10 protein-coding genes and 1 pseudogene are annotated in these 14,995 nt (G+C 56.8%); 9 read left to right on the top strand and 2 right to left on the bottom strand.

The window, feature by feature from the left end:
- Positions 1–90 precede the first annotated feature (90 nt).
- A complete protein-coding gene (locus ACZA91_RS02750) occupies positions 91–2,208 on the bottom strand; it encodes a flavin-dependent dehydrogenase (RefSeq protein WP_463184561.1) in 2,118 nt (705 codons plus the stop codon).
- 744 nt (positions 2,209–2,952) lie between these two features.
- On the opposite strand from ACZA91_RS02750, the gene ACZA91_RS02755 reads away from it, so the two are divergent.
- Positions 2,953–3,306 (top strand): hypothetical protein, encoded by a 354-nt coding sequence (locus ACZA91_RS02755; protein ID WP_143473019.1) that lies wholly within the window; start codon positions 2,953–2,955, stop codon positions 3,304–3,306.
- Positions 3,307–3,386: 80 nt separating this feature from the next.
- Here ACZA91_RS02755 and ACZA91_RS02760 read toward each other — a convergent pair whose 3' ends face one another.
- Positions 3,387–4,634 (bottom strand): pentapeptide repeat-containing protein, encoded by a 1,248-nt coding sequence (locus ACZA91_RS02760; RefSeq protein WP_099533371.1) that lies wholly within the window; start codon positions 4,632–4,634, stop codon positions 3,387–3,389.
- A 110-nt stretch (positions 4,635–4,744) separates the two neighbouring features.
- On the opposite strand from ACZA91_RS02760, the gene ACZA91_RS02765 reads away from it, so the two are divergent.
- The 8 genes and pseudogenes from ACZA91_RS02765 to hypE all read left to right on the top strand — a co-directional run bounded on the left by ACZA91_RS02765 (position 4,745) and on the right by hypE (position 14,846).
- The gene (locus tag ACZA91_RS02765) at positions 4,745–5,266 is read left to right on the top strand and encodes a photosystem I assembly protein Ycf3 (protein ID WP_099533372.1); all 522 of its coding nucleotides are present in this window, start codon (positions 4,745–4,747) and stop codon (positions 5,264–5,266) included.
- Between the two features lie 436 nt (positions 5,267–5,702).
- The gene (gene gatC / locus ACZA91_RS02770; RefSeq protein WP_099533373.1) at positions 5,703–5,993 is read left to right on the top strand and encodes an Asp-tRNA(Asn)/Glu-tRNA(Gln) amidotransferase subunit GatC; all 291 of its coding nucleotides are present in this window, start codon (positions 5,703–5,705) and stop codon (positions 5,991–5,993) included.
- A 96-nt stretch (positions 5,994–6,089) separates the two neighbouring features.
- Positions 6,090–7,217, top strand: coding sequence for an aldo/keto reductase (locus tag ACZA91_RS02775; protein WP_463184564.1), 1,128 nt, complete (start codon positions 6,090–6,092; stop codon positions 7,215–7,217).
- Positions 7,218–8,330: 1,113 nt separating this feature from the next.
- Positions 8,331–8,558, top strand: a pseudogene (locus ACZA91_RS02780) (acylphosphatase); the annotation flags it as partial.
- A gap of 540 nt (positions 8,559–9,098) precedes the next feature.
- On the top strand, positions 9,099–11,981 hold the full coding sequence (gene hypF, locus ACZA91_RS02785; RefSeq protein ID WP_463186382.1) for a carbamoyltransferase HypF: 2,883 nt from the start codon (positions 9,099–9,101) through the stop codon (positions 11,979–11,981).
- Between the two features lie 110 nt (positions 11,982–12,091).
- The gene (locus ACZA91_RS02790) at positions 12,092–12,337 is read left to right on the top strand and encodes a HypC/HybG/HupF family hydrogenase formation chaperone (protein ID WP_099533376.1); all 246 of its coding nucleotides are present in this window, start codon (positions 12,092–12,094) and stop codon (positions 12,335–12,337) included.
- A gap of 167 nt (positions 12,338–12,504) precedes the next feature.
- The gene (gene hypD / locus ACZA91_RS02795) at positions 12,505–13,683 is read left to right on the top strand and encodes a hydrogenase formation protein HypD (RefSeq protein ID WP_099533377.1); all 1,179 of its coding nucleotides are present in this window, start codon (positions 12,505–12,507) and stop codon (positions 13,681–13,683) included.
- 47 nt (positions 13,684–13,730) lie between these two features.
- A complete protein-coding gene (gene hypE, locus ACZA91_RS02800) occupies positions 13,731–14,846 on the top strand; it encodes a hydrogenase expression/formation protein HypE (protein WP_099533378.1) in 1,116 nt (371 codons plus the stop codon).
- Positions 14,847–14,995: the final 149 nt, after the last annotated feature.

Here is a 14,995-nt window from a genome sequence, read left to right on the forward strand (position 1 = left end):
GTGTTAATAACTGCAATGGGATTGGGCGATCGAGATGGGTCGATCGCGATGGGATGATCACCCTATTTCGATCACCCGGCGACTCCTGGCCTAGACCGTGCCGCTGGAAACCGCTTCCGTGGGCGATCGGGGAACCGTGCGAGCCACGCGGGCCCGCTGCCCCCAAGTGAGGTCGATCGCATAGCACCGGGCCAACACCCGCAACCACAGACCCGGCGCGCGCTGCTCCAACCAGGGCTGAATTCGGCGGGCGATCGCCGGTAGCCACCCCAGCAGCCAAGCCACCAAGCTCGACAGGGTAAAGGTGAGATAGCTGCCCATCCAGCGCCACAGATCCCAAGGGCCCGCCGAATCCCAAATCCACCACAGCAGCATTGGATTTTGCACCGCCGCCTTCAGGGCCAGGCGATTGAACAACCACCAGTCAAACCGATCCTTAATGAAGCGATCGGCCACATCCTCCTCGGCATCGGCCAGCAGGCCAAAGAAGGTGTTCAGCATGGAATTCACCCGCTGGGGTGGCAGCGTGCGACCCGTGGGAACCATCATCCCCTTCGAGAACATCCAGGTGACCGCCACGTTGCTTTGGTAGGCCCGGATTGAACCCAAGTCCTGTTCCGTCAGCAAGTCATGTTTCAAGGCCGTATCCAGCAAGTCTGTGAGCCGGCCCAAGTTGCGAATCATGGAACCAAAACCGGTGAACACCAGGGGAGATTGCAATGAAGCGGCATCCCCCAGAGCCAAGAGGCGATCGAACGAGACGCGCCGCTCGCCCTCGCTTTGGCTGAAGTGACCGGGAATATAACCAAAGGTGGCCTTGCCCCAGGTCAGCTTGTCCAAATCGCAGCGGCGATATTCCGGCAGGATGCTGAAAAAGTCCTCATACATTTCCAGCAGGGAACCGGGATTTTCGGGGTGAACTTGGTGGTAGTGGAACAGATAAACGGTCACGGCCTTGCCGCCAATGGGGAACAGCTCCCAAATCAGTTGCCGGCCACGGGAAATGTCCCCATGGCTGAACAGCACGTCGCCATAGTCCAAATCCCAGACCGGCCAATCAATTCCATTGGCAATCACGGCCCCCACCGTGGGACAAACGCTATCGAAAGCGCGGGTTCCGTTCAGTTGCCAGGCGATCGGGGAAGCCGTGCCCATGGCATCAATCAGCAACCGACCGGCCACTTGACGAGTTTCCCCCGTGGGCAAGTGTTTGGCGGTCATGGTGATCCGATCGCCCATCACGTCCGCCCGTTCAAATTCCGTTTCGTCCCAAATGTCGCCGCCCGCTTCCCGCAGCTTTTGGCCACAGAGCTGAATGATGCGATCGGCCGCGATCGCCACATTCAGCACCGTCGGCGTGTGCAGCACATTGGCCCGCGCTTGCGGTGGATTGTTGGCATCAAAAAACTTGTGAAACCCATCGCGATATTCCGTGGCGATCAATCCTTCCACCTCAGCGGGCGTGAAGAGGCCCAGGTCGATCGGCACTTGCAACTCTTCCCGGGAAATATTCCACTCCCGATTCATGCGGCCAAAGGGCAACCGCTCCAGCAACAACACCCGATAGCCCAACCGCGCCATCATCGCCGCATGAATTACCCCCAAGGCCCCGCCCACGTAGATCAAGTCATAGGTAATGGCCGGCAATGGGTCGGGGTTTTGCCCCTGAGAAGTCGCGCCCTGAAAAGCTTGGCCCTGAGAAGTCGCGCCCTGAGCAGTCTGGCCCTGAAAAATCACCTGCTTATGTTGCTGAGGATTCCGCACCGCTTCCCGCCAGCGCTTTTCCCACCAATAGGCCCGCAGCAAATCCCGTTCACCATTGGGCATCCGTTGGAAATACTTAGCGGTTTGCGGATATTTGGGCGCAAGGGCCTCGAAAATATTGCTCTTTGTTAAGTCAATCTCAGGAAGTTCCGGGTAGGTGGTGGGGAATTTTTCGGCCACCTGTTGCCGCAGGACCCGCACCAAGGCCCCTTCCCCCGCGATCGGGCGATCGCTCCACCGAAACAGCTTCAGATAGGTGGTGCGCTGCAAAGACCAAACGCAACCCGCCACAGTTTCCCCATCCCGATCGCCCGCCGGTTGCCAGCGAAACCCCGTGGGAGCCGCTACCTTCACCCCGCTGGGAACCATAAACTCTTGCTGCAACCAGTTCAGCACCGTTGCGGCTTCCGGAGTCGGCACTTCCAGATAAAGCAGTTCTTTCATGGATTGGGTTCTGATTACTCAAATCGTAAACGGGCGTAAAAAGAAGCGTTTTGCAACAAACTTGCAACCAAAGCGGGAGTGTTTCCTTTTTTAGGGTGAAGTTTTTCAGCCCTTGGGGTGCTGTGGACGCTGCAAAGCTCGCCTGAAAAGCATCTCAGGCTTTGGCTATTGTTTCCATCATCGCGTGTTTCCGAGGCCCTAGCCAAGCGGCGGATCCCTGCTTAGCGGCCACGAACCCCGGAGGCGAGATGGTTTCACCTGTGATCTTAAGCAATCCTGGAAATATCCTTGACAGATGAAAGAAATGCGCTATCCTTCCGTTTACTCAAAATAATTAATAAACTTTACAGAAGTTTACAAATATCGAGAGTAATTGCCTAAGCTGACTTAACAGGGCTGACTTGGCAGGGCCGATCGCATCGGGATCGCTCCCTAAAGATTCGGAATTGCCCCGCCCGTATTGACCTGTTCTGTATTGACCTGTCTGTGAACACCTTGCGGGTTCCCTAGATCTGCAAGCGGTCTGGGGACAGGCGAGCTTGATCAAGCCGGATGGTTGATGGGTTGCCCCACTGCGCCACCGAATGGCCGACCTCGCCTGTCCCCAGGATGCCCAATTGAATTGGGTTTTGACTGGGGTTGGATGGGGGTTTCAGCGAGATTGCTACATGAGATGGCTACCCGAAATTGGGTTATCTCTTCCCGATCGCGCCTGCCCTTGCCAACCCAAAACCGGACAAATCTGTGGGCCCCAGTGCTCGTTGCCCGTTGCAGTTTCGCTTGCTGTCCTTGGGAAATAAACTTCCCGATCGCTCCCCGCTCAACACACCTTTTCGATTCGGAGTTTCGGTTGTGAATGCGTTTAATCCAACTTATGGCCAGCCGCGCCCCCGACGGGCGGAGTTAATCCCCTCCGGTGAAGGGTTGATCGATTCGATCGCGGATGCTATCACCGTGGCGATCGCGGCGGCCCGGGCCAAGGGCCAATCCTTGGAAGATCTGACGGCGGAAGTGCTGGCGGATGATAACTTGCTGGATGGCGAGTCCCGGCGCTGGCTGAGTGATGTGGTGGCTCGCACCTGGGAACAACTGCACTAGGCGATCGTAACTAGGCGATCAAACGATCAAACTAGGCGATCAAGCGATCAAACTGCGCAATCGCGGCTAGAGAGTCGCCCCTAGGCAACCCAGCGCCCGATCGCCACGCCCAAGGTGGCCACTCCCGCCATCACCAACAGGCGTTGGGTTTGGGACAAATTTTGCTCAACCATGATTGTCCAAAGGGGCATGGCGGAAAAGGTGAAGGCCAAGGCTCCCACCATGCCCAGCCAGACAACCCCCAATGCCAAATTAATGACCGTGACAGCGGAAGCCAAGGCCAACAGCGCGTTGCGCAGGGCCCCGCTCCAGGAAACATGCATCAGAAATTTGGTGAGCAGGCCAACGGTTAACCCGGTGGCCCCACCCAGCAGAATGCTCAATACCTGCTGAGGCAGCGGAACCGCCAGAACGATCGCCATGGCCCCGCCGGTTAGGGCCAAAAAACCCCATTGCAACCCCGCCATCCCCGCCAAGGAACTACAGGCCAGCAGCAACCAACTGTGGGGCGGTGGATCCAAAACGGCAAGGCTGCTGCCCCAGAGCGCATAACCCAAAAGCCAGAGGGTTAACAATGGCAACGGTAGGCGCTGGCCGGCTTCCCAAAGGTTCGCGGGTTTGGGCGGCGGCGGCGGCGGTCCGGCGTTGGGAACGGCAAAGTTGGGATTACTCAACAAATAGCGATGGGGCCGATCGGGTGGGGGTGCGTTTGTTGTTGCATCGGTGGGTTCGATCGCCTCGGTCACGGCGCGATCAACAGGATTCGATCGCCCTACATCGATCGCCCGATCGGTGGTTGGTGGCGCTGGGGGCAAGGGATCGACGGGGCCCGGTTGCCAATCGGCGCTGAAGGGTTGTCCATCGGGCATGGTGGCGGCGGTGAAATCCCCTTGGGCGATCGGTTCCGAGTCCCAGTCGAAGATCGCGTCGGTCAAGTCCGCGGCCGCAAAACAAGCCCCGGTCAAAGTTGCGCCGGTTAGGTTCGCCCCCCGCAAATTCGCCTGCCGAAAGTCAGCCGCCGACAAATCCGCCCCTTGCAGTTGGGCTGCCGACAGTTGGGCATTGACAAAGCTGGCTCCGCTAAAATTCGCTTTCTGGGCATTGACTCGATCGAGCCGGGCCGCACGCCATTGGCTTTCCGTGGCCGACACCTTCAGCAACGTGGCCCCGCTGCAATCCGTTTCGCTCAAATCAGCCCGATCGAGCTTGGCTTGGCGCAGGGACAGCCCCACCAACGACAGCTTTCGCAAACATTGCCCTTCCAGACTCACCCAAGGAAAGTCGCGCCGTCCCCGATCGAGCGCCAATTGAAACTCCGACAACTCCATGGCAACGAATCATCCCCCTACCGCGCAATGCGGCAACCCATGGCGTTAAGCTATGGAGCAGACTCCATCAGCAATCGTTCCCTATTTTGGCTTCAAAAGCAGCTTGACCCATGCCTCGAACTCAAAAAAACGACAATTTTATTGACAAAACCTTTACGGTGATGGCGGACTTGATTCTGAAAGTGCTGCCCACCAACAAAAAAGCGAAAGAAGCTTTTGTTTATTACCGAGATGGCATGTCTGCCCAAGGCGAAGGTGAATATGCAGAAGCCTTGCAAAACTACGAAGAAGCCCTGAACCTAGAAGAAGATCCCTACGATCGCAGCTTCATCCTGTATAACATGGCCTTGATTTTTGCCAGCAATGGCGAACGGGACAAAGCCGTTGATTACTATCACCAAGCCCTTGATCAGAATCCGCGAATGCCCCAGGCCTTGAATAACATTGCCGTGATTTATCACTACAACGGCGAGCAAGCCCAAGCCAGCGGCGAAGATGAAGCAGCCGAGCGTTGGTTCGACAAGGCGGCGGAATATTGGAAGCGGGCCATTCGCTTAGCACCCAACAACTACATCGAGGCCCAAAACTGGTTAAAAACCACCGGTCGATCGAACATGGATGTCTTCTTCTAGGTTGATTTTCCCATCGTTTTTCAATCGATTGGATGCTCATTTTCGAGTTGAGATCTAGATTGATTCCTGAGTCAATCCTTAGACTAACTCTGGACTAATTCTGGATTAATCCTTGGATGGATACTCGAGGGATGAATGCTGAAGTCCATCATTCACAGATCGTGGGAAACCAGGGGCTTAGGCCTTGTCGTCAAATCGCCCAAAGCCCTGATTCCCTCGCTAACCGATCGTGTGAGACAAGGGGCTTAAGCCCCTTGTTACGACGATTGAGCGACAATCGAGCATAGGAAAATCAGCCGTTCCAGCTTGATCTCAGGTAATGACGACAGGCCCTAGGGCGATCGCCTAGTATTGCCACTTAGGATGCAATTTCTTGATCTGTTGAGATTCTGGAAATTGACCTTTCAACAAGCAAACCATCGCAATTAGAGCTGCTATGAGCCTCAGTTTGGACGAAGTTCGCAAGGTTGCCCATTTGGCGCGAATTCAACTGACTGCTGAAGAGGAGGAAAAATTCGCCGCCCAACTCAACAACATCCTGACCTATGTGGAACAGTTGAGCGAGTTGGACGTGACCGATGTGGAACCCACCACCCGGGCGATCGATGTGAATAACGTGATGCGTCCTGATCAACTCGATCGCTACACCGATCGGGAAGGTCTGTTAGGATGTGCGCCCGATCGCGATGAAGATTTCTTCAAAGTGCCCAAGATCTTGAACAGCTAAACGGGCGATCGGGTTAGGAACTCTGACCCATCCAAAAATTACACGGGGTGGGCGGATTCAATTCCGCCCATTTTTATGGCTCACGCAAGCTGGCTCATGCAATATCGACGATTTGGCAAAACCAATCTTCAACTATCCGTCTTTTCCTTGGGGACAATGCGGTGTTTGGCTTCTGCCGAGCAGGCGGCCGAAGTGTTTGCTCGGGCGATCGAGCTGGGAATTAACCATTTTGAAACCGCTCGGGGTTATGGAGCCAGCGAAGTTTTTGTCGGTCAGGCGATCGCCCAAGGAATTGTGCCGCGCGATCGAGTCATTCTCACCAGCAAACTATTACCCACCGGCAGCCCAGAAGAGATCGATCGGCAACTGACCGAATCCCTGGAACGCCTGCAAACGCCCTATTTAGATTGCCTAGCCATTCATGGGGTGAATCTGCCAGAACATTTGGATTGGATTCAAGACCAACAATCGGGAATGGCCGCGTTGCATCGGGCCCTAGCCGATGGTCGAATTCGCCACTTGGGATTTTCCACCCATGGGCCCTTGGCTTTGATTTTGCAGACCATTGCCACCGATCAATTTGAGTTTGTCAATTTACATTTCAACTACTTTTTTCAACGCAATGCCCCCGCTGTTCAAGCGGCCCTCGATCGGGATTTGGGCATTTTCATCATTTCCCCCGCCGACAAAGGGGGACAGCTCTACACCCCGCCGCCCACCTTGAGCCAACTCTGTGCGCCCCTGTCGCCGTTGGGAGCCGGTTACCGTTGGCTGCTGGCCCAACCGGGGATCACCACCCTGAGCGTGGGCCCCGCCAAGGTGGAAGAGTTGGGGGCGATCGAACCCTGGATTGAGCGCACCGAACCCCTCAGCGCGGAAGAGCAGGCAATTTTTAATCGGCTCGATCGACACCAAATTGCGGCCCTCGAAACCGATCGTTGTGCCCAATGCTATGCCTGCTTGCCCTGCCCCGAGGAAATTCAAATTCCAGAGGTGTTGCGGCTGCGTAATCTGGCGGTGGCTTTCAAAATGGTGGACTTTGGGCGCTACCGCTACGGCATGTTTGAAAATGCTGGACATTGGTTTCCAGGACAACGGGGCGATCGCTGCACAGAATGTGGTGATTGCTTGCCCCGTTGCCCCGAACAATTAAACATTCCCGACCTGTTGCAAGACACCCACGATCGACTCAGCGGCCGTTGGGGTCGTCGCCTTTGGGATTAGGCAACTGGATATCAGCATCACGAAGGGTTGCAGGAAATATTTGAAAGAGTATTTGAAAGGATGTTTGAAGGAATATCTGAAGCCCGTAGGGTGGGCACTGCCCACCGAGCCGTTGCCTCATGGTATCTGTGATATGGCGTGCCAATTATTTTAGGTAAAGGCTGTATCTCTTCAGATATCTGAAGAGTGATTTTCGGCACAGCTCAAGCAATCATCATCGTCGGGGAAAGGGGCTTAGGGCCTGTCGTCGTTTAGCCCGAAGCCCTAGATCTACCGTTAGCGGATCGTGGGGAACAAGATGCTCAAGCCCCTTGTCTTCGTCAGTTGGTGAGACCCGCAAGGTAGCCGTTTAGGCCTTTCAGACATCTCCTGAGAGCTGAAAGTAATTGCCGCCATCCAAATCTAGATAACAGTAAAAACTTGTTTGAATTTCGTTTCTAAGTCGAAGTTCAGATTGGGGTATAAATTTTTTTGAGTTCCTCGTAAAACCTAGCAGGTAGCAGGTCAGACTGTTTTCTGATTTTTTCACTTTATTCTTCAATACATTACGCTTCGAGTTGACTCAAAAAGTGAATTTTTTAGATCGTTTCTAAATACTTTTCAAATTATCTCCAAAGCATCTTTAAGTTTCTTTTGAACCATTTACAAAACACTTCTTTGTTATTTTTGCGACCATTTTTGCAAAAATACTACGTAATCTTTACAACACATAGACAGGGGATCTGAAATATACTGAAAATACACTCAAAATCTACCCAGATCAGACTTAAGACCCTTCTAAAAAATAATTCAAACATTAAATCTTTCTTAAAGATCCAAGAAATTCGAGTATGGATTTGAACCTTTAATCGAATCCGGATTCAAGAACCATTGTTGATGATCTTTAAAAAACACAGAGGTTTCTAAAGATTGCTGATAGTAAAAGCTAAAAAAACAAAAAGATTCCTCTATTTTCATGGCAAACGCGCTACATCTGACATAGGGAATTTTGAGCCTTTGAACCTGGTTCCTAGTCCCTGCTAAGGAAACCAACCTAAGTAAACCTGTATGTTTGATGCCGCTCCTTTGGGAGAATATGCCATGGCCAGCACTCAAGACGAGCAATCGTTGACGATGAGAGCCGAAGAAATTCGGGTCGTTGGCGTTGTCCAAGGAGTCGGCTTTCGTCCCACGGTTTATCGACTAGCGATCGAATGTGGACTGATGGGATCGGTGGCGAATGATGGCGTGGGCGTGGTGATTCGGATTGCGGGATATCCGGATCAAATTGATGTTTTTTTACAACGGCTTTATCAGGAAAAACCGCCCCTTTCCCGCATTGATACGCTGATCCGAACCCCGATCGCCCTATCGGAATTGATGGAGCCAGGACTGCCGTTGCCGAGTGGCAACCTGCCTGCTGTTTCTCCGTCGGAATCTGGTGCATTGGGCAAGCTGGCGGCCCCTGAGCAATTACCTGAGCAATTACCCGCAGAATCAGCAACCGAATCCGCGACAGAGCGGCTAACAAACTTGCCCACCGGGCCATCCAGGTTCACAGCGACCTTTGAGTCTGGAGCCGACGATCTCACTTGGGATGAACATTCGATCGCCTTGGGGCAACAAACGGCGATGCAGATTCAGCGCAATCGCCAGGCCACCCGGGCCCACAGTCACCAAGGGCAATCAACCGAGAACCAACTCCAGGGCCCCCGCTGCCCTTTGCATTTGCGACCAGAACATCGCTCCAGCTATACCGATGATCCAGTGGCGGAGTCACTGGCGGAGGGGTCAGTGGTGACGGCGGAAACCGCGCAGCCGGCCCCATGGAGTGCCGTGGCGGTTGCCGATGACGGCACGATCGAGCGACAGGCTGGGAAAACCTACGGAGAAGTGATGGCGATGGATCCTCGGGAAGGATCAAGCGTGGGGCAAGGGGAAGCGGGCAACCATGGCCGATCGCGCTGGTTAGACAGGGGCCCCGAAGGTGAGCGGCCGTCCCCGATCGACCCTGAGCATGGCGCAGAATCCGAGAGCGCTGGGCGGTTGGATCAGGTCGATCCGGTACGGACTGAGTTGAATGGGCATTCCGGCGCGGATCAGACGGATTTAGGCGATCGGGGCAATTGGGATGATCCCCGCTCGGCTGTTGATGGCAACGGAGCCGCAGCCCCCGCCAGCGATTCCCTGTCTCGATCGCGCTTGGATCAGTTGTTTGATAGCTCACCCACGGCTGCTCCCAGCGAACCATCGGGCGATTGGGGGCCGCGTTCTGGCATCCGTCCTGATGTCCGTCCTGGCATCTCAGATCGGCGATCGAGCGATCGGGTGGGGCCCAGCGATCAAGATTTGAACCATGGCCCGTCGGATCCCAAGTTAGATGCCAATCGGTTGGATCACGGTCTAGGCCAAGATTTAGCTCAAGACTTACATCAGCCCCTGGATCCAGAACTTTCCAACTCCTTGGCAGAGGAGCTGGCGGAACTCTTGGAGCCGGCCATCGATCGGTTGCGGCCCTTGGAACCGACGGAACCGCCCACGACTCCCCTCGGGCCGATCGTGCCGGTGGTGGTGGATGATGCGGATCCGGGGCCAGCGTTATATACGCCGCTGCAACCCCCAACCCCGATCGTGTCTCGATCGGCTCCCTTGCCGGTTTCCCATCGCAGCCAAGCCCTGGATTTGTCCTCGGCGGAACTCCTGGGGCGATCACCCTTGTCTTTTCGGATTTTGGAGAGCCAGTCGGGCCCGGTGCGCACCCAAATTGCGCCAGACACGGCTACCTGTGCCGCCTGTCTGCGGGATTTGCACGATCCCGACAGTCGGTACTATCACTACCCCTTCGTGAACTGCACCCATTGCGGGCCGCGGCTGACGGTCATTCGCTCCCTGCCCTACGATCGGGTGCGCACCAGCATGGTCGGGTTTCAGCTTTGTCCCGACTGCCAACGCGATTACGATAATCCGGGCGATCGTCGCTTCCATGCCCAGCCCACGGCCTGCCCGGAATGCGGGCCGCGCATTTGGTTTGAGCGACCCAGCCAGCAACGGCCGATTGTGAAGGATGAGCAGGCGATCGCCCAGGCGGCAGAAGCCATTCGCCAGGGAGCGATCGTGGCCATCAAAGGCTTGGGCGGCATCCACTTAGCCTGCGATGCCACCCAGGAAGCCGTGGTGCAACGGCTGCGGGCCCGCAAACATCGCCCCCACAAGCCTTTGGCAGTGATGGCCCGCAATTTGGAGTCCGTGCGGCAGTTTTGCGTAGTCAGTGATCACGAGCGATCGCTCCTCTTGGGGGGGGCTGCCCCGATCGTGCTGCTCACGATCCGCGATCCCCATTATTTGGCCCCGTCGGTGGCTCCTGACATGACGGAGGCGGGGGTGATGTTGCCCTACTCCCCCCTGCACCATCTCCTGATGAGCGCGGTGGATCGGCCCATTGTGCTGACCAGCGGCAACCGGGCCGGCAATCCCCAATGCATTGACAACCATGAAGCCCATCTGCAGTTGCAGTCGATCGCCGATGCTTTTTTGCTCCACAACCGATCGATCCTGAATCGGGTGGATGATTCGGTGGTGCGGGTGTTGCCCACTTCAGTGCAGGTGATTCGCCGATCGCGCGGCTACGCTCCCAGTTCCATTAACCTGCCGCCGGGCCTCACCAACAGCCCGCCGATCTTGGCCCTGGGCAGCGATCTGAAAAACACCATTTGCCTCTCGCGGGACGGACAAGCGATCCTCTCGCCTCACCTTGGAGATTTGGACTCACCCGCCTGCCTCCAGGCCTACAGCACCGCGATCGCGGACTTGCGCAACTTGTTTGACCACCGCCCCAGCGCGATCGCCGTGGACTTGCACCCAGATGGCCAAGCCGTGAAGGTGGGTGAATCCTTGGCCAAGGCCTTGGAAGTGCCGTTGTTGCGCATTCAGCACCACCATGCCCACATTGCCGCCTGCTTGGCCGACAACCAATGGGGATTCGATCGCCCGCCCGTGTTGGGCATTGCCCTGGATGGATTCGGTTGGGGCAGCGATGGCACGGTTTGGGGCGGCGAGCTGCTGTGGACAACCTACGAGCAATATCACCGAGTCGGGGCCCTGTGGCCGGCACGGTTACTGGGGGGCAACCGCGCTGCTCAGGAGCCTTGGCGCAATCTATACGCCCAGTTCCACGCCACGGGCCTGCTCGATCGGGTGGACTCCGAAGAGTGGTTTGCTCAAAAGCCGCTGAATCTGCTGACGGGCATGGCCCAAACGGGTTTCAACAGCCCTTGGTCTTCATCCTGCGGACGGCTGTTTGATGCGGTGGCGGCCTTTTTAGGCTGTGCGCCCGACTGCTTGAGCTATGAAGGGCAAGCGGCGATCGCCCTCGAAAACCTAGCCCGCCAAGCTTGGGATCAAGATCAGCAAGCCTACCCGATCGAGCTGCGATCGGAATCGCTGCTGTGGCTGCATCCCCAACCCCTTTGGGAAGCCCTGATTTTGGATCGGGCCCTGGGGCTGCCCGAGGCGGTGATGGCCCTGCGGTTCCATCGCGGCTTGGCCCAGGCTTTGGTGCAAGCGGCCCAAACCTTGAAGCAGCAGGGATTGCACTTTGGGGCGATCGCCTGTGGTGGTGGAGTCTTCCAAAATCGGCTGTTGTTGCAATGTTTGGAAGCCGCCCTGATGGCCAGCAATCTGCATGATCCGTTGCTGTTGCCGCAACAGGTTCCCGTAAACGACGGGGGCTTGGCGTTGGGGCAAACGGCGATCGCCGCCGCTTGGCTCCAGTTGGGCCATGTTTAGGGTCTCGGTGATCCCGTGCTGGTTACCAATGGGAATCACCGGGAATCACGAGCCATTTAAATCACAAGCCATTCAACGCCAGCCCTTAGGAGTTATTGAGAGGTTTCAGGATGTGTTTAGCGGTTCCGGGCCAAGTGGTGGCCATTGTCAGTGGAGATCAACAGCTAGCCACGGTTGATTTGAGCGGTGTTCGGCGATCGGTCAGCTTGGCCTGTTTGGTCACGCCCGATCGCCCGATCGAGCAGTGGGTGGGGCGCTGGGTGGTGGTTCACGCGGGTTTTGCCTTGGAGGAGTTAGATGTGGCCGCAGCCACGGAAACCCTGACTTGGATCGATCGTCTGATAACGCCCGCGTGATTTAGTTCCCGCGTGATTCAGTTCCCGCGCGATCCAGTCTGCCTGTCTCAAACCCTGTTCCAGAAACTGTGCCTTAAGAAGTCATTTCGAGAAGTCATTTCAAGAAGTTATTTGCTGAAGCAGTCATTACCCAAAAGCCGTTTGAAGAGCCGTTTCAGGAGTTTGCGATGAAGTTTGTGACGGAATTTCGTGATCCCGCGTCGGTGGCGGGGTGGGTGCGGGAAATTGCCCACTTAGCGCAACGGCTCGATCGCCCCGTGGCCCTGATGGAAGTCTGCGGCGGCCAGACCCACACCATCTTTAAACATGGCCTCGAAGCCCTGCTGCCGGAAACCGTGGAGCTGATCCATGGGCCCGGCTGTCCCGTGTGCATCATGCCTCGGGGCCGAATTGACGACGCGATCGCCCTAGCAGAACAACCGGGCATGATCTTTGCCACCTTTGGCGATGCCCTGCGAGTGCCCGGCGCGCGGGGCAGCCTGATGCAGGCCAAGGCCCGGGGGGCCGATGTGCGCGTGGTCTATTCACCCCTGGATGCGCTGACCTTAGCCCAAACCCATCCCGATCGGCCCGTGGTCTTTTTTGGCTTGGGCTTTGAAACCACCGCTCCCGCCGTGGCCATGACCATCCTGGCGGCGGCCCGCGCCCAGCAAGCCAACTTCAGCGTCTTTTGCAACCATGTGCTCGTTGTCCCGGCTCTGGAATTTCTGCTCCAGGCCAGCGGCTTGCGTTTGGATGGGTTCATTGGCCCCGGCCATGTGAGCGCCGTGATTGGCACTGATCCCTATCAAGCGGTGGTTGATCGCTATCAGAAACCGGTGGTGGTGGGAGGCTTTGAACCGATCGACCTGCTCCAATCGATTTGGATGTTGCTGTTGCAGTTGGTTGAAGGGCGCTGTGCCGTGGAAAACCAATATCACCGGCTGGTGAAGCCCGAGGGCAACAGCCCAGCCCTGGCCGCCCTGGCCCAGGTGTTCACGGTGCGGGAGCAATTTGAGTGGCGCGGTTTGGGATCCTTGCCCCGATCGGGTTTGGCGATCGCTCCGGCCTTTGCGGCCTTTGATGCAGAACAGCGCTATTGCCTACCCAGCCAAGCCAGTGAGGATTCACCCGTTTGCCAATGCGGCCTCATTTTGCAGGGCAAGCTCAAACCCTGGGAATGTAGTGCCTTTGGGCGCGGTTGCACCCCTGACCATCCCCTAGGCGCTTGCATGGTTTCCTCCGAAGGGGCCTGCGCTGCCTATTACAAATACGGTCACGGGGGCCCCCGATCGCCCATGGCTGCACCCCGCAGATTTGCCGAAGCGTCCGCCCGCCCCCCGCTGCAATCAGAATTGGCCCGATAGCTGCATTGGCCCGATCGCCGTGATTTCCGCCCTCACCTCCTGATGCCATGGCTTCTTCTAATCATCCGTCCGATTCCCTCGCCACCCCCCCATCTAACGTGCTCGAGTTTCAACAGCCCCAGCACCGCACCCGATCGAGCGACGAAGGCTACATCACCCTGGCCCACGGCAGCGGCGGCCGGGCCACCCATAACCTGATTACTGACATTTTCCTAGAAACCTTTCACAGCGATGCCCTCAATGCGCTGGATGACAGTGCGCGGCTGGACTTAGCCCTGTTCATGGCCCGGGGCGATCGGTTGGCCTTCACCACCGATTCCTTCGTGGTGGATCCGCTGTTTTTTCCCGGCGGCGACATCGGCAGCCTGGCCATCAATGGCACGGTGAATGATTTGGCCGTGACCGGGGCCCAGCCGCTCTATCTCTCCTGTGGGTTCATCATTGAAGAGGGCACCCCGATCGCCCTGTTACGCCGCATTGCCCAGAGCATGAAACTGGCCGCCGACACGGCCCGCGTCAAGGTGGTGGCCGGCGACACAAAGGTTGTACCTCGGGGCAAAGGTGACCAAATTTATATCAATACCGCCGGGGTGGGCGTGGCGCGATCGAACCAAGTGCCCGGGCCGCGCTACCTACAACCGGGTGATGCCATTCTGCTCAGTGGCCCCATGGGCGACCATGGCACGGCTATTTTGTTAGCCCGAGGAGACTTGGCCCTCGAAGCGGACATCACCAGCGATTGCCAGCCCCTGCATGATCTGGCGGCGGCCCTCTGTGAAGCTTGTCCCACCGTGCGGGCCATGCGCGATGCCACTCGGGGCGGCGTGGCGGCCGTGCTAAATGAATTTGCCCAAACCAGCCGCGTCAGCATGGTGCTCGAAGAGGCGGCGTTGCCCGTGCGGCCGCCCGTGGCCGCCGCCTGCGAAGTGTTGGGTCTCGATCCTTTGCACATGGCTAACGAAGGTCTGTTGGTGGCGGTGGTTCCGGGGGAATTTGCAGCTCGGGCCCTGATGGCCATGCAAATGCTGCCGGAAGGGCGGGAGGCCTGTTTGGTGGGCCATGTGACCAAGGCGGATCCACCAGTGGTGATTTTGCAAACGCGCTTTGGTTCTGAACGAATTATTGAGTGGCCGATGGGCGATCCCTTGCCTCGGATTTGCTAGGGCCGATTTTGCGAGGGGCGATTTTGCGAGGGCCGATGGATTCGGGCTAATTGGTTTGGGCTAATCGGGGCTAATTGGTTTGAGCTAATTGGTTTGAGCTAATTAGTTTGAGCTAATTGGTTCGGGCCGATCGAACACAGGAGAAAGGC

The organism is Limnothrix sp. CMB-01 (assembly GCF_055193175.1).